The organism is Sphingomonas sp. Leaf242 (genome assembly GCF_001422045.1).
GTDB lineage: Bacteria > Pseudomonadota > Alphaproteobacteria > Sphingomonadales > Sphingomonadaceae > Sphingomonas.
The window spans coordinates 264816-286093 of record NZ_LMLW01000001.1 but is presented as its reverse complement, the minus strand read 5'-3'; the positions used below and the strand labels follow the sequence as shown (position 1 = coordinate 286093).

Below are 21278 nucleotides of genomic sequence, written 5' to 3'. Positions count from 1 at the left end.
CATCGCTGCTGGAGCGGCGCGACTTCCACCGCTTGGGGCGCAGGACGGTCCGACAGGTTGGCTATCACGGACTGGTTTCAGGGCTCAATTTGCCCAATCCGGAACGTTGGAGTTCGCCGAGTTGCAGGTTTAGGCGATCCCCTTAAACGTAGCCGAAGGGATGGGTATGACGGGATCGAGAGTCCCCGAACTCAACCGGGTCTATCGGCCGCTTCCTGACACAGAAAAGCCCGGGCGCTGGTGGCACCCGGGCTGTCTTCATTCGTCGATCGCATCGTGGTGATCGCAGGTGCGCCTATTCGGCGGCGACCATCACGTTCATCATGTTCATGCGCTCGCCGCCGGGAGGGGCGGCTTCGCGCGCGGCGCGGAGGACCTGGGTGCGCTCGGCGCGCGAGGCCATTTCGTCCCAGGCCTTTTCGGCACGGCGGCAGCGGTCGCGAACGTTGTCGAGGAGGGCGGCATCGCCATTGCGACGCTCTTCATCAGCGCGGGCCCGGTAAAATTCTGGATTATCGGCCATGCTGGTGCGCTCCTGCGGGAAATTTCAAAGGGGTGAAGCGGCGGCCATGATAGCCGCCGCATCGCAGCCGAGATCAGGTTGGCGGACCGTAATCCGCCAGCGAGATCAATCGGCTGGCTGGAGGTTCACGGCCGACTGCTTGCCACGCTTGTCGGGCTCGAGCTCGTAGGTGACGCGCTGGTTCTGGTTCAGCGTCGGCATGCCGGCGCGCTCAACCGCGGTGATGTGCACGAATGCATCGTTGCCGCCGCCATCCGGCGCGATGAAGCCATAGCCCTTGTCGGCGTTGAAGAATTTTACGGTTCCGGTGATAGCCATGAGATGGCTCCTTCTTAGTATGGGGCAACCCGACGTTCGGGCGGCCCGTGCCGCGGAGCAGGGAAAGAAGGAGAAAGGTGCCGCAAAGCGCCAAGAACCGTCGATATGCGACTGTAGCTGAGCACCATATGGGCCAAGATCGCCGGAAATGCAAATCTTGCCGATAAAATGGGTCAAAAACCGCGTCGATTTACGCAACTAATATTTTCGCGCGCCCATCCCGAAGCAGCAATACTTCGTGACGACCGACACCGATATTTCGGTGCCGGTCGAGCGGCTTAGCGGCAACGCGTCTCGTTGCTGTTGCGGTCGATGGCACGCCCGGCAAGCGCCCCGCCGGCTGCGCCGAGGACGGTGCCGAGCAGGCCCGAACCGCCCGGCGCGATAACGTTGCCGAGCACGCCGCCCGCGACTCCGCCGACGATCAGCCCGGTGGTGCCGTCGTTGCGGCGGCAATAGTACCGGCCGTCGTTGCCGCGATAGACGCGCTCGTTCTGCGACAGGCGGCGCTCGCGGTAGCGGCGGTCGTCGCGGTAATAGCGGCCGGCATCGTAGCCGTTGTACGCGGGATCCGGCCGGTTATAGTCGTAGGACCGATAGCGCGGGTCGGCGCCGTAGCGGCTGCCGCCGTCGCCAACGCAGCCGGCGACCAGAGTGGAGGCGGCCAGCAGGCCCAGCATCGCAACGCGCATGTCGTGTCCTTTCCGTGGATATCGAGAGCGTAATGATCGGCGCCGGGGTTTGGTTGCCGGCGCCTATCCCAGATCAGTCCTTGAGGTTGGCAGGCACGGTGCCGCCGTTCTTCTCAAGCTCGCGCATCACGGCCTTGATCAGCCACATGTTCATCTCGGCGCTGCCGTCCTTTGCGCCGGTATAGCCGAGCTCGGTGGCGAGCTCCTTGCGGTTGTCGAGGCTCGAATCGAGATCGAGCAGCTTCATCAGATCGACGATCGAGGTGCGCCAGTTGAGATCCGAACCCTTCTTGGAGGCGATACCCGAGAGAACGGCCTCGACATCGACCGACTGGGCGGGCGCGGCGGGCGCCGCCTGCGGAGTCGGGGCGGCAGTCGTCGGCGTTGGCGTCGGCGCGGGCTGGGCTGCGGTGGTCTGCGGCGCGGGCGCTGGAGCCGGTGCGTCGGCCTTGGGCGTGCCGAAATGGCCGCTGCCGAGCGGGCCGTGCTCACCGAAGATGGCGGACTTGATCTTGCTGAAGATGCTCATGGGGGGTCTCCGTTGATGAGGCGTATGGCGGGAGAACGCCCGGTGGCGGATTTGGGTGCAGCGTCCGCAAGCGCCGGCGTCAGATCGGCCGCGCCGTGCGACTGGCCGGGGCCCGCGCCGGGGCGGTGATCGGCACCGGGTTCGAACTCGGGGTCGGGTTCGCTCGGGCGTTCCGGATCGAACATATCGGCGAGCGCCGCGACTCGGGCCGCATCGGTGGGGGCCACCGCGTCGACCTCGTCATCGCCGATCAGCCCGCAGTCGACCGCATAGCCGATGAACCAGCTGTCGCGGTCTGCGCCCTCGACGACGACCCGCTCGGCGGTTTCGCGGTCGCGCGGCGCATCGAGGATGATCACCTCCTCCTCGGAACAGTCGCGGCTGTAATCGTCGTCGCCGAAAATGCTGCCGTCCTCTTCGTCATAGTCGCTCGGCGGTGGGAAGCGGGTGCGCCAGGCACAGGTGACGTCGTCCCACCAGACCGGGCATTCGCCATCGCGTCCGTCGGGCTCGGCCGCCGGAAGTGCAGAAAGTGCAGACGCTGGAGCGGGTTTCTGTGGCACCGGTTTGGCGACGGGTTCGGGCGCGAGACTGAGCAGCCCGGCGGCCTCCGCGCGCGCCCATTGCTCGGCGGTCCAGCCTGCGCGGGCGGCGGGATCGAGATCGGCGACGTCGACCTCCGACGCGAGGCCGGCGTTGCTGCGAAGCCAGCGGTCGGCGCGGGCGAGCGCCACGATCGGCGCCAGCCCTTCCCCTATTTCGGTCGAGCGGACGCGTTCGCCGAGGAACAGGCCGGCGCGGGCCGGGCCGGCATCGCGCTCGACGAGGTCGAGGAACGCATCGAACTCGGTCGCGATCAGGCGCGCGGCGGCGTTGGTGGTCTCGCTTTCCTCGGCATGGCGATCGAGCCGAGCGAGCAGCGACATGGCGAGGCGGTTGTCGAAGCGGTGGCGTTCGATCACGTCGCCGTCGGGCTTAGTGAGACGCTCGATCTGGCCGACCATCGCGCGACAGAACAGCGCCTCGGCGACGATCGGCCGCGCGACGAGCTTGGCGGCGTCCCAACCGAGCGCGAACGCCGCGCCCGATGCACGGCGGCGCAGGCTGTACGCGGCGCGGGGCGACAGGCCGACGCTGGCGGTCGCCTCGTCGACGGTGGCACCCTCGGCGATGCGTTCGAGAAAGCCGCGCTGGCGCTCGGGGGACCAGCCGTCGATGCGCTGGCGATGTTGTTGCGTGAAGGAGTCGATCGGCGGCGCGTCGATACCGTGTTCCTGGAGAGCAGCGGTCACTTGCGCATGGTCCGGGCAAGCGCGGTCCAGCGGTCGCGGTTGGCGGCGATCTCGGGGGATACGGGCAGGCGGTTGCCGATCCGGCCGGCGTCGACATGCGCTTGCCAGGCCATGACGTGGCGGACCGCGTCGGGGAGGTGGTCGGGGATCGGGGGTTCGTAGCGTGGCTTGGGGGCGGGTACGGCGCGCTTGGCCAAGTGGCAGAGTCGCGGATCGGCCGGAGTGGGTGCGTTTGCCATGGTCGATCCTCGTTGCGAGAGGACCGATCAGGTATGCCGGATCGGGATGTGTAGGACAGCGGTTTTATCGGGTGGTGCTCGTGCTGCCGCCCCCTATCGTCATCCTGACGAAAGTCAGGACCCAGGGTTACGGGGTACGGCGCTTGGGGCTCTGGGTCCTGACTTTCGTCAGGATGACGGACGGGGGGATGACGGTTGGCATCGGCAACGGGGGCTCGGCAACGGGTGCGTGGCCGACTGGCGTGGCGAAGCCACCTCCCCCCGTCATACCGGACTCGTTCCGGTATCCAACGTTCCGCACTACCGCGGCTATCAAATTCGGGGGAGCGTGGCCCCCGGAAGCAATCCGGTGTGACGGAGCGAGGGTGGAGGATTCGGGATCGGCGTAGACGAGCCCTACTTATCCTCCCCCGCCAGGGGGAGGTGGCACCGCAGGTGACGGAGGGGGCGGACACGGGACGTGAGTATTTGCCCCCTCCCCCTCCGTCTGGCAAGCGCCAGCCACCTCCCCTTGCGGGGGAGGATCAGGAAGCCGTCTCAGCCGAGCGTCGAACCGCGATCCGCGGCGAACGACGGGGCCGGGCCGGTGGCGGGGCGGAGCGACTCGCGCTCGGCCTTGGTGGGGACCGCGGTGGGATCGGGGCGGAAGGCGGCCGGCGCGCGATCGGTCGCACCCGGGCGGGGCTTGTCGAGCGCGAGATCGGGCGCGGCATGCTCGGCGGGGTTGGCCTTCGATCGCAGGAACACCGCCAGCAACGCACCCCCGAGACCGATCGCCGCGGCCCCAATCGACAGCGCGTTGATGCCGAACGTCTTGGGCTGGGCGGTGGGCTTGTGCGGATGAGGCTTGGTCATGGTCGAATCCAATTCAGCGGTCTATATCAGGCAACGGATCGGACCTACGACATGTTCCAAACCAGTCGCCCGCAAGCCCCTCCCCTCGGTGGCGATGCGACGAGGTAATTAACCATCTTAACAATCCCTTGCCACACATTTCCGTTGCTCTCTGGCAATCGCATGGCGATGATATTGACGGCGAAATACTTTCCTGCTGTTCTGGTTAGTGCAACCTTCGCTTGTAAAAACATCGGTGAAAACTGGAGTCTATATGACTGGACCAACTGCTAGAGCGATGCCGGGTCAACGTTCCCAAGCAAATGCGCAAGCCGCGGTCGTCGATCTCAAGCATGTAGTTCGCACTTGGACCGACAAGCAGGTTGCACTCGGTAAGACCACGCTTCGAAAATCAAACGAGTTTTGGCAGAAGCACGGGCACGATTACCTAGAAAATATCAAAAGCTATTTTCCAATTGGGAAAGACGTCCGAGAAGGAGGAGCAACCGTACGCCTTATCATTGCCGAATTAGGCATTGGCGGCCAGTATATTCTAAAGACATACAGAGGAAGACAGCATGTCGTTTTCAAGGGATATGCGGGAGCCAGGCAATTTCTGACCGGCCCAAGATACGGGCTGATGCATCCTAAGATAATTTCTCTGAAAATGACGAAAGCCGGCATGAAGGCCGCTGCACGCGACAGCGTGATATTTGGTATCCTGTTTTGCACGGTAATCGACGTGGTAGATTATGTTAGCAACGACAGAGCTACGTTAGGATCTCTTTTTGGCGCCATAGGAATGGACATCGCCAAATGTCTAGTTGCCACGGCCGCAGCGTATGCGGTCGGCGTTGGTACCGCTGCCTTGATGGGAACGGCCGTGATTGCCGTTGGGCCCGTAGTCGCCGCCCTCGTAATTGGAGTCGGGGTATCGCTAGCGCTCGACTGGATTGACAATCGCCTAGGCCTGACGCGAAAACTCGGGCAGTTATGCGATGAAGGCTTGGCTCGCCTGAAGGCCGCAGTTGCAGAGAGTGAAGCAACCTGGCGTCGGATCGAGTCATCACAAGTGGTTCGGGATTTATCGAGAGAGGCAGGGGAATGGTCCGATTGGATAGCCAATCAAGCATCGCGAGTCACCTGGACTCCTGGTTTTCTATGACGACCGGACGCTGCATCCGATGAATGAAGACATTCCCCAGTGGAAGCCGTGGTACCGCATACCATTTTTCGGCCTGTTCGCTGGCGGCGCAGCGATGGCCATTTACGGAGCAATTGTCTTTATTTCCCTCTGCAAGGAAATCAAGATGTATGCCCCCGAGATTGTCGTTGAAACGGCGATGAGCGCGTTCCCACCGCTAGGTGTCGCAGTCATGGCTATCGGTGCCATGGGACTCTTGCCCAGGAAACCTGACGGCTCGGGCGTCCGCCCTTTGACGACTAAAACTGGCGAGGAGCGAAATCCCGCATTCATAGCCATACTGATCGCGCTGGCTGGAATGCTGCTCTACCCGATTTGCGGGGTCGCGCTGCACGTGGTGACGACGAAGATCCTGACCGAACGTGGATATACGGCTACTACGCAGCGAGTAAATGGCGTGTCGGGCTATATGACCTCGAATTGGCAGCGCTCGATCAAGCACCAAGATCGCGCCAACGCGGACAACTCGCAGCCGCTATAAAGACTGATGATACCGAAATGAAATCGGTACCGCTTCGGTCGCTCCGCCAACGTGATCCCGCCGCACTCGCCGAGCGTCCCTACTCAGTGGCGATCGGTATTGCGAAGGCGAGCGACGACTTAACACGGAGGGATCGCAACCGGTGAATGAGATTGGTCGTCACGCAGTTTCGCTGAACACCGAGATCCCTACCATGACTGCGGACAGTCCCATCCATCCGTATGGCAGTGCTAACCAGCCGCGCTCGCCACCCTCTTCTCCAGCAACGGCGCCAGATACTTCCCCGTAAAGCTGCCCTTGGCCTTCGCGACCTTCTCCGGCGTACCCTCCGCGACGATCTCGCCGCCCTTGACGCCGCCTTCGGGGCCCAGGTCGAGGACCCAGTCGGCGGTCTTGATGACGTCGAGATTGTGTTCGATCACGACGACCGTGTTGCCTTGCTCGACCAGCGCGTGGAGGACTTCGAGCAGTTTGCGCACGTCTTCGAAGTGGAGCCCGGTGGTGGGTTCGTCGAGGATGTAGAGCGTGTTGCCGGTGGCGCGGCGCGAGAGTTCCTTGGCGAGCTTGACGCGTTGCGCTTCGCCGCCCGAGAGCGTCGTCGCCTGCTGGCCGACCTTGACGTAGCCGAGGCCGACCTCGACCAGCATCGCCATCTTGTCGCGGATCGGGGGGACCGCCTTGAAGAACTCGGCGGCGTCCTCGACCGTCATGTCGAGCACGTCGGCGATCGAATGGCCCTTGAACTTCACCTCGAGCGTCTCGCGATTGTAGCGCGCGCCGTGGCAGACGTCGCAGGTGACGTAGACGTCGGGGAGGAAGTGCATCTCGATCTTGAGCACGCCGTCGCCCTGGCACGCCTCGCAGCGGCCGCCCTTGACGTTGAAGCTGAAGCGGCCGGGCTTGTAGCCGCGCGCCTGCGATTCCGGCAGGCCGGCGAACCAGTCGCGGATCTGCGTGAAGCTGCCCGTGTAGGTGGCGGGGTTGCTGCGCGGGGTGCGGCCGATCGGCGACTGGTCGATGTCGATGACCTTGTCGAGATACTGGAGGCCGGTGATCTTGTCGTGTTTCCCTTGCACGATGCGCGCGCCGTTCAGTTCGCGCGCGGCGGCGGCGTAGAGCGTGTCGATCGTGAAGCTCGACTTGCCCGAGCCGGAGACGCCGGTGATGCAGGTGAAGGTGCCGAGCGGCAGGCTGGCGGTGACGCCGCGCAGGTTGTTGGCGACCGCGTTGTGGACGGTGAGCTTCTTGCCGTTGCCTTTCCGTCGCGTGGTTGGGACCGGCACCTCGCGCGTGCCGTTGAGATAGTCGGCGGTGATGCTGCCCTTCGACTTGAGGATCTGCTTCAGCGTGCCCTGCGCGACGACCTGGCCGCCGCGGACGCCGGCGCCGGGGCCCATGTCGATGATGTAGTCGGCGGTGCGGATCGCGTCCTCGTCATGCTCGACGACGAGCACGGTGTTGCCGAGATCGCGCAGACGGCGCAGCGTCTTGAGGAGCATGTCGTTGTCGCGCTGGTGCAGGCCGATCGAGGGCTCGTCGAGGACGTAGAGCACGCCGGACAGGCCGCTGCCGATCTGCGACGCGAGGCGGATGCGCTGGCTTTCGCCGCCGCTGAGCGTGCCGCTGGTGCGGTCGAGGTTGAGGTAGTCGAGGCCGACGTTGTTGAGGAAGCCCAAGCGCTCGACGATCTCCTTGAGGATGCGTTCGGCGATCGCGTTCTGCTGGTCGCCGAGATGCTGCGGCATGTCGGTGAAGAACTGGAGGGCGTCGACCACCGAGAGATGCGTGGCGTAGGAGATGTCCTTCATCGCGATCTTGACCGCGAGCGCCTCCGGCTTCAGGCGCGCGCCGCCGCAGACTTCGCAGGGGGCGGCGGACTGGTACTTGCTCAGTTCCTCGCGCATCCAGGCTGAATCGGTCTGGAGCATGCGGCGGTTGAGGTTGCCGATGACGCCCTCGAACGGCTTGCTGACGTCGTATTTCTTCTTGCCGTCGATGAAGGTGAGCGTGACGGGCTTGCCCTTCGAACCGTGCAGGATGGTGCTCTGGACCTCCGGCGGGAGGTCGGACCAGGGGGTCTCGATGTCGAACTTGAACTCGCGTGCGAGGCTGCCGAGGACCTGCATGTAATAGGGCGACGGCGGGTTGGATTTCGCCCAGGGGACGACCGCGCCCTTCTTGATGCTGAGCATGTGGTTGGGGACGACGAGGTCTTCGTCGAACAGCAGCTTCTCGCCGAGGCCGTCGCAGGCCGGGCATGCGCCTTGCGGGGCGTTGAAAGAAAACAGCCGTGGCTCGATCTCGGAAATGGTGAAGCCGCTGACCGGGCAGGCGAACTTTTCGGAGAAAACGATGCGGCCGTCGGGGGCGTTGTTGCCGAGAATTTCCGATTTCGGCGTGTGCGGCTCTACCGGGTCGGCGGGGTCGACATAGGCGAGACCGTCGGCGAGTTTCAGCGCAGTTTCGAACGACTCCGCGAGGCGCGTGGCGATCTCGCCGCCTACCACCAGGCGGTCGACGACGACTTCGATGTCGTGCTTGTACTTCTTGTCGAGCGCGGGGGCTTCGTCGATGTCGTGGATCGTGCCGTCGATACGGACGCGCGCGAAGCCGGCCTTCTGCCACTCGGCGAGTTCCTTGCGATACTCGCCCTTGCGGCCGCGGACGACGGGAGCGAGCAGGTACAGGCGCGTGCCCTCGGGGAGCGCCATGACGCGGTCGACCATCTGCGACACGGTCTGCGCGGCAATGGGCTCGCCGGTGGCGGGCGAGTACGGGATGCCGACGCGCGCCCAGAGCAGGCGCATGTAATCGTAGATTTCGGTGACGGTGGCGACGGTCGAGCGCGGGTTGCGCGACGTGGTCTTCTGCTCGATCGAGATCGCCGGCGAGAGGCCCTCGATGTGGTCGACGTCGGGCTTCTGCATCAGCTCGAGGAACTGGCGGGCATAGGCGCTGAGGCTCTCGACATAGCGGCGCTGGCCCTCGGCGTAGATCGTGTCGAAGGCGAGGCTCGACTTACCCGAGCCCGAGAGGCCGGTGATCACCGTGAGCGTGTCGCGGGGGATGTCGATGTCGACGTCCTTGAGGTTGTGCTCGCGCGCGCCGCGTATGGAAATCTTGGTCAGCATGAGGCTGGTTCTACTTCTGTTCTGATCGGGAGACTAGTGGGAGAGATAGGAATGCATGAGGCCGGGTGCCAGTTCATCGGCGATGATCGATTGCGCGACGGATTGCGCGACGAGCGATCGAGGCGTTGGCCAAGTGCAACGATTCAACGGTCAAGCTGTGGGGGCTCGATCCGACCGAGCGATCGCGGATCGCCCAAGCTGCCGAGCCGAAACACTCTCCGGGAGACTGGATCTCGACCAGCGACTACCCGATGTCGATCGTCAGCAAGGGCGCGCAGGGCACGACGACGATCCTGTGGACGATCGGTCTGGATGGCCATGTCGCCGATTGCCGAACCGTGGTGTCGAGCGGCGAGGTCGAACTCGACAAGGCGGCGTGCCACGCGATCGTCGCACGGGGGCGCTACAGCCCGGCGCTCGGCTTCGACGGCCAGCCGATGATCAGCCATGCTTCGCGCAAGGTGATGTGGCGACTGCCGGGGACGTGGTCCGGCAAGTAAGCGCGCTCGGGTCGCAATCAGGCGACCGGCGCCATCAGGGTTGCGATCTTAAATCGGTGTATTATCTTTGTCGTACACATTGCGAACGGCACAGAGGACGACATGGGCAAGAAGAAGGACGAGCGTAAGCGGCGCGAGCGCGAAGTTGAGATCGACATGCGCGCGGGCGGGCATCACGCGGGTGAGCCGGACGGCGGCGGGCACAAGCGCCACAAGCATGACGACGGCAAGCACGACGGTGAAAAGCAGGATGGCGGCAAGCATGCGGGCGGGGCGCCGTTCGCCGGGATCGCCGCGACGATCGCACGGCAGATGGGGACGCCGGTCGGGCGGCAGATGATCGCGGCCGGGCTGATGGCCGCGGCGACGGCGATCTCGAAGCACGACGCGAAGGCGAATGCTCGACCGACGCCGCCGACCCCGCCGACGCCCCCTGCCCCGCCCTCGCCTGCCGCACCCTCGCAAGAGGCTGAGCCTGGTGCGTCGAACGTGGAGCCGGACGTGGCGGCAGAGACGGCCAAGCCGCAGGGCAATGGTCCGTTCGCCGGGGATACGCCGGAGCCGCCGCGGAGCGAGAAGACCGCGTTGCCGCCCGAGTTCGCCAAGGTGCTGGACTCGGTGACGGTAGGGCTGGAGCGGTTGTTCGTCGGGTTCGGCAAGCCGACCGGGAAGAAGGACCCGCCGGCCGCTTGACCGTGCGGGACCGCGACGCCGCGCGTGGCGTTGCGGTTCTGTCGGGGCGGCTCAGGCGGCCTTGGTGTAGACGTCGGGGAGGTAGACGTCCGGGATGTAGATGTCCGGGATGTAGATGTCCGGGATATATACGGGAGGGATGCAGACGGCGGGTTGGCGGCGGTCGCTTTTCGCGCGGTACATCGCGCGGTCTGCGTCGGCGATGAGGTCGACGATCGGTATCTGGGGCTCGCCTTCGACGATGCCGAAGCTGACCCCGAGCGTGCCATGCGTCGCCATGCGCGGCGCCATGGTCTGCGCGAACCGTGTCGCGATGCTGGTGCCGATCGCGCGGGCCTGCGTTGTCGAGACGTCGGGCAGCACGCAGACGAATTCGTCGCCGCCCCAACGGACGAGGTGGCCTTGTCGGCCGAGAGCCTCGTGGGCGATCTCCGCGAAGGTGCGAAGCGCGGCGTCGCCGGCGGCGTGGCCGAACGTGTCGTTGAGCGTCTTGAAGCGATCGAGATCGAGCATCATCACCGTCAGCATACGCGGCGCATGGCAGCCGGCGAACGTCCGCACGATGCGATCGAGGCCGGCGCGATTGAACGCGCCGGTGAGCCAGTCGCGCTCCATCTGATCGAGCAGCAGGTTCTGGCCGCGCTCGGCCTGGAGGATCAGCAGCGAGAAGGCGCGGAAGATGATGAAGGCGATCTGGCCTGCCGCGAGCCAGGCGCCGAGATCGTCGTGACGCCCGGTCAGCTGCGTGCCGATCCGGTCGCTATAGGCCAGCCAGGCGCGGCCGAGGAACATCGGTACGGTGACCGCGAACAGCGCGGCGACGATCCAGCCGGTCTGGAGCGAGTCACGCCGCGCGAAACGGACGGCGACGACGACCACGACGAGGTCGAACCCGGCGCGGATGACGCTGAGATAGGCGACGCGGATGTGAAAATGCGCCGGGTCGTGGCTGAACCACAAGGGCAGGCCCAGCACGGCGGCGATCGCCAGCAGCGACCTCAGGCGCGCGTCCGGGCGATCGAATTTCACCGCCGCGCCGGCGATCAGCGCATAGCCCATCACCACCGCGGGGTTGCCGATACTAGGCGCCCAGGGGAGGCCGATCCGATCGTTCAGCACCGCCATCAGCGCGCCGCAACCGGCGATCAGGTGGCCGGCGCCCCATAAGCCTGCCCATGACCCGAACCGGCCGGTCGCGAGGGGGATGAGATGGATGAACCCGGCGACCAGCATGCCAAGGCCTGCGACGACGTAGAGAGTAGAGAGATCGAGCGCCACGGAGACCTGCTTGTTCGTTCGTTACGCGGGCTGATAGGTCGGCTTTGCTAAGGATTGGTTCCGGTTGGGGCGTGGGGACGGAAATTTGCTTTTTGTTGGGTTTGCGGTGTGGGTTTGACTTGGCTTGACCAGCCTTGCCACGCGTTGGGCGCGCCACTCTGATCGCGCTCGGTAATTGCGTTCCCCTTGCCCCGTCATCCCGGCGAACGCCGGGACCCATGGTCGCGGGGCGGGTAATGATGGCGCGATATCGCCGGGTCCTCCGTAACCGTGGGTCCCGGCGTTCGCCGGGATGACGGATGGGGGGGGGTGTGGACTGGGCGGGTTTGAGAAGCGTGCAGCGCTTTCGGCTTGGAGTACGTGATGCCGCCATAGACGTTGCGGATCGTGAGCTTCCCGTGGTTCGCGCTGCCACTTTATAGCGCGTTACCCCTTCCCCCGTCATCCCGGCGGACGCCGGGACCCATGGTCGCGGAATGGGTAATGATCGCGCGGTATCGCCGGGTCCCCCGTAACCGTGAGTCCCCAGCGTTCGGGATGACCGATAGGTGGTGGTTGGACGGGTTTTGAGGAGGGTGTGCAGTTGTATCGCTCCCCCACATCCCCGCTCGCCACTCGTTACCCTTACCCACTCGACCCAAGCCGTTCGCATCTCTCCCCGTAAACGCAGAGAGGGCGCCGGTGGATTGTCACCGACGCCCTCTCAAACTTGCTTCAGTCGCAGGTGCGAAGCCCTGCTTGGCCGGACAGGGGCAAAGCCCCTGTCGTCGGACGGCGCTGGAGCGCCGTCGGCAGGGCAAGCCCTTTCGATTCACATCTAGCTATTGCTAGATGTGAATGGGCTTGCCCTGCACCGCCATCGCCGCTTCCTTGATCGCCTCGGCGTGCGTGGGATGCGCATGACACGTGTAGGCGATGTCTTCGCTGGTCGCGCCGAATTCCATCGCGATGGCGGCTTCTGCGATCAGCGTTCCCGCCAGCGACGAGACGATCCAGACGCCGAGGACGCGGTCGGTCTTGGCGTCGGCGATGATCTTCACGAAGCCGTCGGTGTCGCGGTTGGTCTTGGCGCGGCTGTTGGCCGCGAAGGGGAACTTGCCGACCTTGATCTCGGTCTTTTCCTTCGCCGCTTCCTCGGTCAGGCCGACGCCGGCGATCTCGGGCATCGTGTAGACGACGCTCGGGATGACGTCCTCGTTGACGATGCCGGTCTGGCCGGCGATGTTTTCCGCGACCGCGACGCCCTCGTCCTCGGCCTTGTGCGCGAGCATCAGGCCGGGGATGCAGTCGCCGATCGCCCAGACGCCGTCGACCTTGGTGCGGAACGAGTGGTCGGTTTCGATCTGGCCGCGCTTGTTGAGCTCGAGGCCGATGGCTTCGAGGTTGAGGCCATCGACATTCGCTTTCCGGCCGATCGAGACGAGCACCGCGTCGGCGGTCAGCGTCTCGGACGCGCCACCCGCGGCGGGCTCGACGGTGACGGTCGCGACGCCGTCAGCGACGGTCACGCCGGTGACCTTGGTCGAGAGCTTGAGTTCCATGCCCTGCTTCTTGAAAAGCTTGGCGGTCTCGCGACGGACTTCGCCGTCGAAGCCGGGGAGGATCTGGTCGACGAACTCGACGACCGTGACCTTCGCGCCGAGACGACGCCAGACGCTGCCCAGTTCGAGGCCGATCACGCCGCCGCCGATGACGACCATGTGCTCGGGGACCTTGGGAATCTCGAGCGCGCCGGTGCTGTCGACGACGGTCTTCTGGTCGACCTCGACGCCGGGGAGCGGCATGACGCTCGAACCGGTGGCGATGACGATGTTCTTCGCGGTGACCTTCTGGCCGGCGATCTCGACGGTATGCGCGTCTTGGAACGCGGCCTTGCCCTTGAGCCAGGTGACCTTGTTCTTCTTGAACAGGAATTCGACGCCGCCGGTCAGTTCCTTGACAGCCTTGGCCTTCTCGGCGTGCATCTGGTCGAGGTTCAGCGTGACGCCTTGGAAGTCGATGCCGAACTTGGTCATGTGGCCGCCCTTGGCCTCCTCGTAAATCTCGGAGGCGTGGAGCAGCGCCTTGGACGGAATGCAGCCGACGTTGAGGCAGGTGCCGCCGAGCGTCTCGCGGGACTCGGCGCAAGCGGTGCGCAGACCGAGCTGCGCTGCACGGATCGCCGCGACGTAACCGCCGGGGCCCGCACCGATCACGAGGACGTCATAGTCGTAGTCAGCCATGTTATGCTCCACGTGTTTTCCTGCGAACGCAGGAATCCAGGGTTATTAAGGGCGACGTTCTTGACCCTGGGTTCCTGCGTTCGCAGGAAAACAGCAGTCAGAAGAGCGTCTCGTACAAATCCTTCCAGTGCGGGTTGGTCTGTTCGATCAAGTCGATCTTCCAGGCCCGCTTCCATTTCTTCATCTGCAACTCGCGTTGCCGTGCAGATTGTATGTCGTCACTCGCCTCGAACCACACAAGGAGGATGCAACCATGCTCCTTGGAGAAGCCGTCGATCAGGCGGTTGCGGTGTTGGTAGGCTCTGGCGAGCAGGTCGCTGGTGACGCCGAGGTAGAGCGTTCCGTTGCGGCTGCTCGCCATCAGGTAGACGAAACCGGCCCTCATGTTTTCCTACGTACGCAGAAATCCAGGGTTACGGAGGGTGGTGTCCGTGACCCTGGGCTCCTGCGTTCGCAGGAGAACGAGACGGCGGCGAAGGTCAGAGGTCGATCAGGATACGGGTCGGATCCTCGATAGCATTTTTCAGCGCCACCAGGAACGTCACGGCTTCGCGGCCGTCGATCAGGCGGTGGTCGTAGCTGAGCGCGAGGTACATCATCGGGCGGATGACGATCTGGCCGTTGACGACGACCGGGCGCTCCTCGATGCGGTGGAGGCCGAGCACGGCGGACTGCGGCGGGTTGATGATCGGGGTCGACATCAGCGAGCCGAACACGCCGCCGTTGGAGATCGTGAAGGTACCGCCCTTCATCTCGTCCATCTTGAGCGCGCCTTCCTTGGCGCGCTTGCCGAAGTCGCCGATCGTCTTCTCGATCGTCGCGACCGACATCTGGTCGGCGTCGCGGATGACGGGGACGACAAGGCCGCCCGGCGACGAGACCGCGACCGAGATGTCGGCGTAATCGTGATAGACGATGTCGTCGCCGTCGATCGACGCGTTGACCGACGGGATGTCGCGCAGCGCCATCGTCGCGGCCTTCACGAAGAAGCCCATGAAGCCGAGGCGAACGCCGTGCTTCTTCTCGAACAGGTCCTTGTACTTGGCGCGTGCCTCGATCACCGCGGTCATATCGACGTCGTTGAACGTCGTCAGCATGGCCGCCGTGTTCTGCGCTTCCTTGAGGCGCTTGGCGATCGTCTGGCGGAGACGCGTCATGCGGACGCGCTCCTCGCCGCGACCCGAAGCGGCGGCAGGGGCTGCGGCCGGGGCGGGCGCTGCGGCGGGAGCAGGCGCGGGCTTGCTCGACGCGGCGGCGGTCACGTCTTCCTTGGTGATGCGACCGTCGCGGCCGGTGCCCTTGACGGTGCCGGGGTCGACGCCGTGCTCGAGCACCGCACGGCGGACCGACGGGGAGAGTGCGGCGGGCGAGTCGCTGGTGCCGGCGCCGGGCTGGTCGCCGTAGCCTGCGCCGGACTCGTCCTTGGCGGGAGCCGCGGGCGTTGCGGTCGCGGCTGGCTCGGGCGCCTTGGCCGGAGCAGCGGCGGCGCCGTCACCGGAGTCGATCGTGGCGAGCATCGCGCCGACCTGCACGGTGTCGCCGACGGCGACCGCGTGCTGGCCCATGACGCCGGCGACCGGCGACGGGACCTCGACCGAGACCTTGTCGGTCTCGAGGCTGGCGATCGGCTCGTCGACCGCGACGGGATCGCCGGGCTGCTTCAGCCACTCGCCGAGGGTGGCTTCGGTGATCGATTCACCCAGGACGGGGACGGTGACTTCGGTTGCCATTTTCTCGTTTCCTCCACCCCGGCGTAGGCCGGGGTCCAGTTACGAAACGCTGAGTGGCCGGCGTTTCGCTCAATTACATCTACCATCCCAACTGGGCCCCGGCCTACGCCGGGGTGGTAGAAAAACTTAGTTTGCGCGGGTGCGGCGGATTTCGTCGCGGACGGAGTGGCCGAGCGCGTCGGCGACGAGCGCGCCCTGTTCGGCCTGGTGACGCTTCATCAGGCCGGTCGCGGGCGAGGCCGAGGCGTTGCGCCCGGCGTAGCGCGCGCGCTTCACGCGGGAGTCGACCGTTGCCAGCGCCTCCTCGATCAGCGGCTCGACGAAGAACCAATAGCCGTTGTTTTTCGGCTCTTCCTGCGCCCAGACGATCTCTTCCAGGTTCGGCATCCGTGCGACGCGCTCGGCGATCGGGTTGCCGGGGAAGGGATAGAGCTGTTCGACGCGGACGATCTGCGTGTCGGTGTCGCCCGCCGCGTCGCGTGCCTCGATCAGGTCGTACGCGACCTTGCCGGTGCACAGGACCAGACGCTTCGTGTCGACGTCGGCGGCCGGATTGGTATCCGACAACAGGCGGCGGAAGTGGCTGTCGCCCTGGAAATCCTCCGCGTTCGAAACCGCCAGCTTGTGACGGAGCAACGACTTGGGCGTCATCACGATCAGCGGCTTGCGGAAGTTGCGATGCATCTGGCGGCGAAGCAGGTGGAAATAGTTCGCCGGGCTGGTGCAGTTCGCGACCTGGATGTTGTCGTCGGCGCACGACTGGAGGAAGCGCTCGGGACGCGCCGAGCTGTGCTCAGGCCCCTGCCCTTCATAGCCATGCGGGAGCAGCATCACGAGGCCGTTGGCGCGGAGCCACTTCGATTCGCCGGACGTGATGAACTGATCGATCATGATCTGCGCGCCGTTGACGAAATCGCCGAACTGCGCCTCCCAGAGGACCAGCGTCTTCGGGTCGGCGAGCGCGTAACCATACTCGAACCCGAGCACGCCGTATTCGGACAGCGGGCTATCGAGCACCTCGAAATTGCCGTGCTCGATCTCCTGCAGCGGCACGTACTTGTGCTCGTCGGTCTGGTCGACCCAGACCGCATGGCGCTGCGAGAAGGTGCCGCGACCCGAATCCTGGCCGGACAGGCGGACGCCGTACCCTTCCGAGAGCAAGCCACCGAACGCGAGCGCTTCGCCGGTCGCCCAGTCGAAGCCCTTGCCCGACTTGAACATCTCGCGCTTGGCATCGATGACGCGCGCCAGCGTCTTGTGAATCTTCACGCTGTCAGGGACGGTCGTGAGCGTGCGGCCGAGCGAATCGAACAGCTTCGTGCTGAGGCCGGTCTCGACATTGCGCCGTGCCGACGCGCCGTCGGTGGGCGCGCTGAGGCCGGTCCAGCGACCGCCGAACCAGTCGGCCTTGTTGGGCTTGTACGACGACCCGGCTTCGAACTCGCCCTCGAGACGGAGCGTGAACTGCTTCACGTTCTCGTCGATCCAAGGCTGGTCGATAACGCCTTCCTTGATCAGGCGGTTGCCATAGACCGTGGAAACGCCAGGGTGCTTGCGGATGATGTCGTACATCAGCGGCTGCGTGAAGGACGGCTCGTCGCCCTCGTTGTGGCCGAAGCGGCGGTAGCACCACATGTCGATGACGATGTCGCGGTGGAACTTCTGGCGGAATTCCATCGCCATCTTGGTCGCGAAGGTGACCGCCTCGGGATCGTCACCATTGACGTGAAAGACCGGCGCCTGGACGCCCTTGGCGACGTCCGACGGGTAAGGCGACGAGCGCGCGAACTGCGGCGACGTCGTGAAGCCGACCTGGTTGTTGATGATGAAGTGGACGCAGCCGCCGGTGTTGTAGCCGCGGATGCCGGAGAAGCCGAGGCACTCCCAGACGATCCCCTGCCCTGCGAACGCCGCGTCGCCGTGGATCAGCACCGGCAACGCCGCGGTGTGATCCTTAAGGTCGTTGGTGAGCGTCTGGATCGCACGCGTCTTGCCGAGCACGACCGGGTCGGCCGCCTCAAGATGCGACGGGTTGGCGACCAGGCTCATGTGAACCTTGTGGCCGTCGAACTCGCGATCGGTGCTGGTGCCGAGGTGATACTTCACGTCGCCCGAACCACCGATGTCGTCGGGATTGGCCGAGCCGCCGGCGAATTCGTGGAAGATCACGCGCAACGGCTTGGCCATCACGTTGGCGAGCACGTTGAGGCGACCGCGATGCGCCATGCCGATGACGAGCTCGCGCACGCCCATCTGGCCGCCATACTTAATGACGCTTTCAAGCGCGGGGATCATCGATTCACCGCCGTCGAGCCCGAAGCGCTTCGTGCCGACATACTTCTTGCCGAGGAATTTCTCCCACTGCTCGGCCTCGATCACCTTGGTGAGGATCGCCTTCTTGCCGTCGATGGAGAATTCGATCGCCTTGTCCTGGCCCTCCATGCGCTCCTGAAGGAAGCGGCGCTCCTCGACGTCGGAGATGTGCATGTATTCGAGGCCGACATTGCCGCAATAGTTCTTGCGCAACGTGTCGACGAGCTCGCGGATCGAGACCCATTCGAAGCCCATCGTGCCGCCGAGATAGACCTTCCGGTCGATGTCGGCGTCGGAGAAGCCATGATATTCGGTCTTCAGATCCTCGGGCATCTCGCGCTTCGAGAGGCCGAGCGGATCGAGGTTCGCGGCGAGATGGCCGCGGACGCGGTAGGTGCGGACGAGCAGCTGCGCGCGGATCGCGTCTGCCGCGGCCTTGGCGATCTCTTCCTTCGAGACGGGGGCGGGCGCCGCTGCGGCGGGGGCTGGTTTCCCCTTTGCGGGCTTGGGCGCGGGCTCCATCTGGGTGGGATCGAGCGCCGAGGTCAGGTCGTCCGTGGTGGTGAGCGGCCAGCGGGCGCTCTCCCAGCTCGGGCCCTGCGCGGAGCCTTCGAGACCCTCGAAGAACGCGCGCCAACCGGATTCGACCGAGGCCGGGTCCGCGTTGAACTTGGCGTAGAGCGTCTCCACGAACGCCGGGCTGACGCCGGCTGCGATATCGCTGAAATCCTGGCCTTCGTAGCCCATCGTTCTCGTCCTCAGTGTCCCTCTCCCCGCGGGGGAGAAGGAGGGGCCCGCCCGCACTTGCGGGTGGGAGGGTGAGGGCACGGGCGGTCACGTGCCCTCACCCTTCCGCCGCTAAGAAGCGGCTCCTTCCCTCTCCCCGAACGGGAGAGGGGTAGTAGATCAGCCCTTCAGCACGCTCAGCAGCGTCTCGCCGAGCAGGCTGGGGCTCTCCGAGACCTTGATCCCGGCAGCTTCCATCGCCGCGATCTTGCTCTCCGCGTCGCCCTTGCCGCCCGACACGATCGCGCCGGCATGGCCCATGCGGCGGCCCGGAGGTGCCGTACGGCCCGCGATGAAGCCTGCCATCGGCTTCGACCGACCGCGCTTGGCTTCGTCGCGGAGGAACTGTGCCGCCTGCTCCTCGGCGTCGCCGCCGATTTCGCCGATCATGATGATCGACTGGGTCTCGTCGTCGGCGAGGAACAGCTCGAGCACGTCGATGAAGTTCGTGCCATTGACCGGATCGCCACCGATGCCGACCGCGGTCGTCTGACCAAGGCCTGCGTTCGACGTCTGGAACACCGCCTCATAGGTGAGCGTGCCTGAACGGCTGACAACGCCGACCGAACCCTTCTTGAAGATCGAGCCGGGCATGATGCCGATCTTGCACTCGCCGGGGGTCAGCACGCCGGGGCAGTTCGGGCCGATCAGCCGCGACTTGGAGCCCGACAGCGCGCGCTTGACCTTGACCATGTCGAGCACGGGAATGCCCTCGGTGATCGCGACGATCAGCTCGATCTCGGCGTCGATCGCCTCGAGAATCGAATCGGCGGCGAAGGGGGGCGGCACGTAGATGACCGACGCGGTCGCGCCGGTCATCGCCTTGGCTTCGGCGACGGTGTTGTAGACGGGGAGGTCGAGGTGGGTCGTACCGCCTTTGCCGGGCGTAACGCCGCCAACCATCTGCGTGCCGTATTCCAGCGCCATCTTGGTGTGGAAGCTGCCGGTTTCGCCGGTCATGCCTTGCGTGATGACCTTGGTGTTCTTGTCGACGAGGATGCTCATCTAATTTTCTCTCTCTTGTTCCCCGGCGGAGGCCGGGGCCCAGTTGGGAAGGCGGATCAGTTTGGCGTCAGCGTATCGAACAGATCATCCCAGTTCGGGTTCATCCCTTCGATCTCTTTCACCTTCCAGTCCCGTTTCCATTCCTTCATCCGCAGCTCGCGCTGCCGGGCGGCGTCCAGATCGTCATAAACCTCGTACCAGACGAGCAGATGACAACCATGTTTCTTCGTGAACCCTGCGACGACACCGTTGCGATGCTCCCATACGCGTTTGGGAAGATTGCTGGTGACGCCGAGATAGATAGTCCCGTTCCGCCTGCTGGCCATGATGTAGACGCAGAAGGCGGTATCCATCTCGGGAGTTCTCCCAACTGGGCCCCGGCCTTCGCCGGGGAACAGCAGATTGGTTTAGCTAACGTCTTCAAATCAGTTCAGCGAACCGTCGATACCCTTGCAGGCCACGATCAGTTCCTTCACCGCATCGACCGACACGGTGAGGTTCTGCTTGGCTTCGTCGTCAAGCTTGATCTCGACGATCTTCTCGACGCCGCCAGCACCGATCACCACCGGCACGCCGACGTACAGATCGGTCAGGCCGTACTCGCCCGACACATACGCCGCCGCCGGCAGCACGCGCTTCTGATCGTATAGATACGCCTCCGCCATCGCGATGCCGCTGGTCGCCGGCGCGTAGTACGCCGAGCCGGTCTTCAGCAGTGCGACGATCTCGCCGCCGCCGCCGCGCGTGCGCTTGACGATCGCGTCGATCTTTTCCTGGCTCGACATGCCCATCGCGATGAGATCCGGCACCGGGATGCCCGACACGGTCGAGTAGCTGATGACCGGGACCATCGTGTCGCCGTGGCCGCCGAGCACGAAGCTGGTGACGTCCTTGACCGAGACCTTGAACTCGTCGGCGAGGAAGTGGCTGAAGCGCGACGAATCGAGCACGCCGGCCATGCCGACGACCATGTGGTGCGGCAGCCCGGAGAACTCACGGAGCGCCCAAACCATGGCGTCGAGCGGGTTGGTGATGCAGATCACGAATGCGTCGGGGGCGTTGGCCTTGATGCCCTCGCCGACCGCCTTCATAACCTTCAGGTTGATGCCGAGCAGGTCGTCGCGGCTCATGCCGGGCTTGCGGGCGACACCGGCGGTGACGATGATGACGTCCGCGCCGGCGATGTCGGCGTAATCGTTCGAGCCGGTGATCTGCGAGTCGAAGCCTTCGACCGGGCCGCACTGCGACAGGTCGAGCGCCTTGCCCTGGGGGATGCCCTCGGCGACGTCGAACAGGACGATATCGCCGAGGCCCTTGAGTGCTGCGAGGTGCGCGAGCGTACCGCCGATGTTACCGGCGCCGATCAGCGCGATCTTCTTGCGAGCCATTCCAATCCGTCTCCGTCTGATGTGCGGGGTGATTGGTGACGCCGGTTACGCGCATTATCCCGCTACGGCAACTGCTAAAAGGACAAAAGCGGGTTGTTATTGCAACTGGTTCGCATGTGC

At 64.9% G+C, this 21278-nt stretch carries 20 protein-coding genes; 4 read left to right on the top strand and 16 right to left on the bottom strand.

Annotated elements, in window-relative coordinates:
* Positions 1 to 295 precede the first annotated feature (295 nt).
* The 7 genes from ASF09_RS01365 to ASF09_RS01330 form a co-directional block, all read right to left on the bottom strand.
* Complete coding sequence (locus ASF09_RS01365; RefSeq protein ID WP_056047490.1) at positions 296 to 523, bottom strand: hypothetical protein; 228 nt, start codon at positions 521 to 523, stop codon at positions 296 to 298.
* 105 nt (positions 524 to 628) lie between these two features.
* Positions 629 to 841, bottom strand: coding sequence for a cold-shock protein (locus ASF09_RS01360; protein WP_031394996.1), 213 nt, complete (start codon positions 839 to 841; stop codon positions 629 to 631).
* A 278-nt stretch (positions 842 to 1119) separates the two neighbouring features.
* Complete coding sequence (locus ASF09_RS01355; protein WP_183128697.1) at positions 1120 to 1533, bottom strand: glycine zipper 2TM domain-containing protein; 414 nt, start codon at positions 1531 to 1533, stop codon at positions 1120 to 1122.
* A gap of 73 nt (positions 1534 to 1606) precedes the next feature.
* Positions 1607 to 2062 (bottom strand): DUF3597 domain-containing protein, encoded by a 456-nt coding sequence (locus ASF09_RS01350; RefSeq protein WP_060524062.1) that lies wholly within the window; start codon positions 2060 to 2062, stop codon positions 1607 to 1609.
* Positions 2059 to 3354: a hypothetical protein gene (locus ASF09_RS01345; protein WP_060524060.1), complete on the bottom strand. Its 1296-nt coding sequence runs from the start codon at positions 3352 to 3354 to the stop codon at positions 2059 to 2061. The genes ASF09_RS01350 and ASF09_RS01345 overlap by 4 nt, the downstream gene beginning before the upstream one ends.
* On the bottom strand, positions 3351 to 3593 hold the full coding sequence (locus ASF09_RS01340; RefSeq protein WP_156359125.1) for a hypothetical protein: 243 nt from the start codon (positions 3591 to 3593) through the stop codon (positions 3351 to 3353). The genes ASF09_RS01345 and ASF09_RS01340 overlap by 4 nt, the downstream gene beginning before the upstream one ends.
* Positions 3594 to 4130: 537 nt before the next feature.
* Complete coding sequence (locus ASF09_RS01330; RefSeq protein ID WP_060524863.1) at positions 4131 to 4448, bottom strand: hypothetical protein; 318 nt, start codon at positions 4446 to 4448, stop codon at positions 4131 to 4133.
* A gap of 253 nt (positions 4449 to 4701) precedes the next feature.
* Between ASF09_RS01330 and ASF09_RS19970 the strand changes: the two genes are divergently transcribed.
* Positions 4702 to 5592: a hypothetical protein gene (locus ASF09_RS19970; RefSeq protein ID WP_156359124.1), complete on the top strand. Its 891-nt coding sequence runs from the start codon at positions 4702 to 4704 to the stop codon at positions 5590 to 5592.
* Positions 5593 to 5611: 19 nt separating this feature from the next.
* Positions 5612 to 6112: a hypothetical protein gene (locus tag ASF09_RS01325; RefSeq protein WP_060524054.1), complete on the top strand. Its 501-nt coding sequence runs from the start codon at positions 5612 to 5614 to the stop codon at positions 6110 to 6112.
* Between the two features lie 230 nt (positions 6113 to 6342).
* On the opposite strand, the gene uvrA is transcribed toward ASF09_RS01325, so the two are convergent.
* Complete coding sequence (uvrA, locus tag ASF09_RS01320) at positions 6343 to 9243, bottom strand: excinuclease ABC subunit UvrA (RefSeq protein ID WP_060524052.1); 2901 nt, start codon at positions 9241 to 9243, stop codon at positions 6343 to 6345.
* Positions 9244 to 9368: 125 nt separating this feature from the next.
* Between uvrA and ASF09_RS01315 the strand changes: the two genes are divergently transcribed.
* A complete protein-coding gene (locus tag ASF09_RS01315; protein WP_060524050.1) occupies positions 9369 to 9743 on the top strand; it encodes an energy transducer TonB in 375 nt (124 codons plus the stop codon).
* 102 nt (positions 9744 to 9845) lie between these two features.
* On the top strand, positions 9846 to 10436 hold the full coding sequence (locus tag ASF09_RS19965) for a hypothetical protein (protein ID WP_060524049.1): 591 nt from the start codon (positions 9846 to 9848) through the stop codon (positions 10434 to 10436).
* A 51-nt stretch (positions 10437 to 10487) separates the two neighbouring features.
* Here the strand turns inward: ASF09_RS19965 and ASF09_RS01305 are convergent, their stop codons facing one another.
* The 8 genes from ASF09_RS01305 to mdh all read right to left on the bottom strand — a co-directional run bounded on the left by ASF09_RS01305 (position 10488) and on the right by mdh (position 21158).
* Positions 10488 to 11714, bottom strand: a complete 1227-nt coding sequence (locus tag ASF09_RS01305; protein WP_156359123.1) for a GGDEF domain-containing protein — start codon at positions 11712 to 11714, stop codon at positions 10488 to 10490.
* An 827-nt stretch (positions 11715 to 12541) separates the two neighbouring features.
* Positions 12542 to 13936: a dihydrolipoyl dehydrogenase gene (lpdA, locus tag ASF09_RS01300; RefSeq protein ID WP_060524045.1), complete on the bottom strand. Its 1395-nt coding sequence runs from the start codon at positions 13934 to 13936 to the stop codon at positions 12542 to 12544.
* Positions 13937 to 14033: 97 nt separating this feature from the next.
* On the bottom strand, positions 14034 to 14321 hold the full coding sequence (locus tag ASF09_RS01295; RefSeq protein WP_259467544.1) for a GIY-YIG nuclease family protein: 288 nt from the start codon (positions 14319 to 14321) through the stop codon (positions 14034 to 14036).
* 94 nt (positions 14322 to 14415) lie between these two features.
* Complete coding sequence (odhB, locus tag ASF09_RS01290; RefSeq protein WP_060524044.1) at positions 14416 to 15666, bottom strand: 2-oxoglutarate dehydrogenase complex dihydrolipoyllysine-residue succinyltransferase; 1251 nt, start codon at positions 15664 to 15666, stop codon at positions 14416 to 14418.
* A 126-nt stretch (positions 15667 to 15792) separates the two neighbouring features.
* Positions 15793 to 18726: a 2-oxoglutarate dehydrogenase E1 component gene (locus ASF09_RS01285; protein ID WP_060524042.1), complete on the bottom strand. Its 2934-nt coding sequence runs from the start codon at positions 18724 to 18726 to the stop codon at positions 15793 to 15795.
* 159 nt (positions 18727 to 18885) lie between these two features.
* A complete protein-coding gene (gene sucD / locus ASF09_RS01280) occupies positions 18886 to 19770 on the bottom strand; it encodes a succinate--CoA ligase subunit alpha (protein WP_056047458.1) in 885 nt (294 codons plus the stop codon).
* A gap of 56 nt (positions 19771 to 19826) precedes the next feature.
* Positions 19827 to 20123, bottom strand: a complete 297-nt coding sequence (locus ASF09_RS01275) for a GIY-YIG nuclease family protein (RefSeq protein ID WP_060524040.1) — start codon at positions 20121 to 20123, stop codon at positions 19827 to 19829.
* Positions 20124 to 20195: 72 nt separating this feature from the next.
* On the bottom strand, positions 20196 to 21158 hold the full coding sequence (gene mdh / locus ASF09_RS01270) for a malate dehydrogenase (protein WP_060524038.1): 963 nt from the start codon (positions 21156 to 21158) through the stop codon (positions 20196 to 20198).
* Between the last annotated feature and the right edge of the window lie 120 nt (positions 21159 to 21278).

Excerpts from the sequence above, each read along its gene's own strand:
- ASF09_RS01325 (WP_060524054.1), top strand. The coding sequence starts at position 5,612 with ATGAATGAAGACATTCCCCAGTGGAAGCCGTGGTACCGCATACCATTT.
- ASF09_RS01350 (WP_060524062.1), bottom strand. The coding sequence starts at position 2,062 with ATGAGCATCTTCAGCAAGATCAAGTCCGCCATCTTCGGTGAGCACGGC.
- ASF09_RS19965 (WP_060524049.1), top strand. The coding sequence starts at position 9,846 with ATGGGCAAGAAGAAGGACGAGCGTAAGCGGCGCGAGCGCGAAGTTGAG.
- ASF09_RS01285 (WP_060524042.1), bottom strand. The coding sequence starts at position 18,726 with ATGGGCTACGAAGGCCAGGATTTCAGCGATATCGCAGCCGGCGTCAGC.
- ASF09_RS01275 (WP_060524040.1), bottom strand. The coding sequence starts at position 20,123 with ATGGATACCGCCTTCTGCGTCTACATCATGGCCAGCAGGCGGAACGGG.
- ASF09_RS01340 (WP_156359125.1), bottom strand. The coding sequence starts at position 3,593 with ATGGCAAACGCACCCACTCCGGCCGATCCGCGACTCTGCCACTTGGCC.
- ASF09_RS01330 (WP_060524863.1), bottom strand. The coding sequence starts at position 4,448 with ATGACCAAGCCTCATCCGCACAAGCCCACCGCCCAGCCCAAGACGTTC.
- uvrA (WP_060524052.1), bottom strand. The coding sequence starts at position 9,243 with ATGCTGACCAAGATTTCCATACGCGGCGCGCGCGAGCACAACCTCAAG.
- lpdA (WP_060524045.1), bottom strand. The coding sequence starts at position 13,936 with ATGGCTGACTACGACTATGACGTCCTCGTGATCGGTGCGGGCCCCGGC.
- ASF09_RS01295 (WP_259467544.1), bottom strand. The coding sequence starts at position 14,321 with ATGAGGGCCGGTTTCGTCTACCTGATGGCGAGCAGCCGCAACGGAACG.
- mdh (WP_060524038.1), bottom strand. The coding sequence starts at position 21,158 with ATGGCTCGCAAGAAGATCGCGCTGATCGGCGCCGGTAACATCGGCGGT.
- ASF09_RS01360 (WP_031394996.1), bottom strand. The coding sequence starts at position 841 with ATGGCTATCACCGGAACCGTAAAATTCTTCAACGCCGACAAGGGCTAT.
- ASF09_RS01355 (WP_183128697.1), bottom strand. The coding sequence starts at position 1,533 with ATGCGCGTTGCGATGCTGGGCCTGCTGGCCGCCTCCACTCTGGTCGCC.
- ASF09_RS19970 (WP_156359124.1), top strand. The coding sequence starts at position 4,702 with ATGACTGGACCAACTGCTAGAGCGATGCCGGGTCAACGTTCCCAAGCA.
- ASF09_RS01365 (WP_056047490.1), bottom strand. The coding sequence starts at position 523 with ATGGCCGATAATCCAGAATTTTACCGGGCCCGCGCTGATGAAGAGCGT.
- sucD (WP_056047458.1), bottom strand. The coding sequence starts at position 19,770 with ATGAGCATCCTCGTCGACAAGAACACCAAGGTCATCACGCAAGGCATG.
- odhB (WP_060524044.1), bottom strand. The coding sequence starts at position 15,666 with ATGGCAACCGAAGTCACCGTCCCCGTCCTGGGTGAATCGATCACCGAA.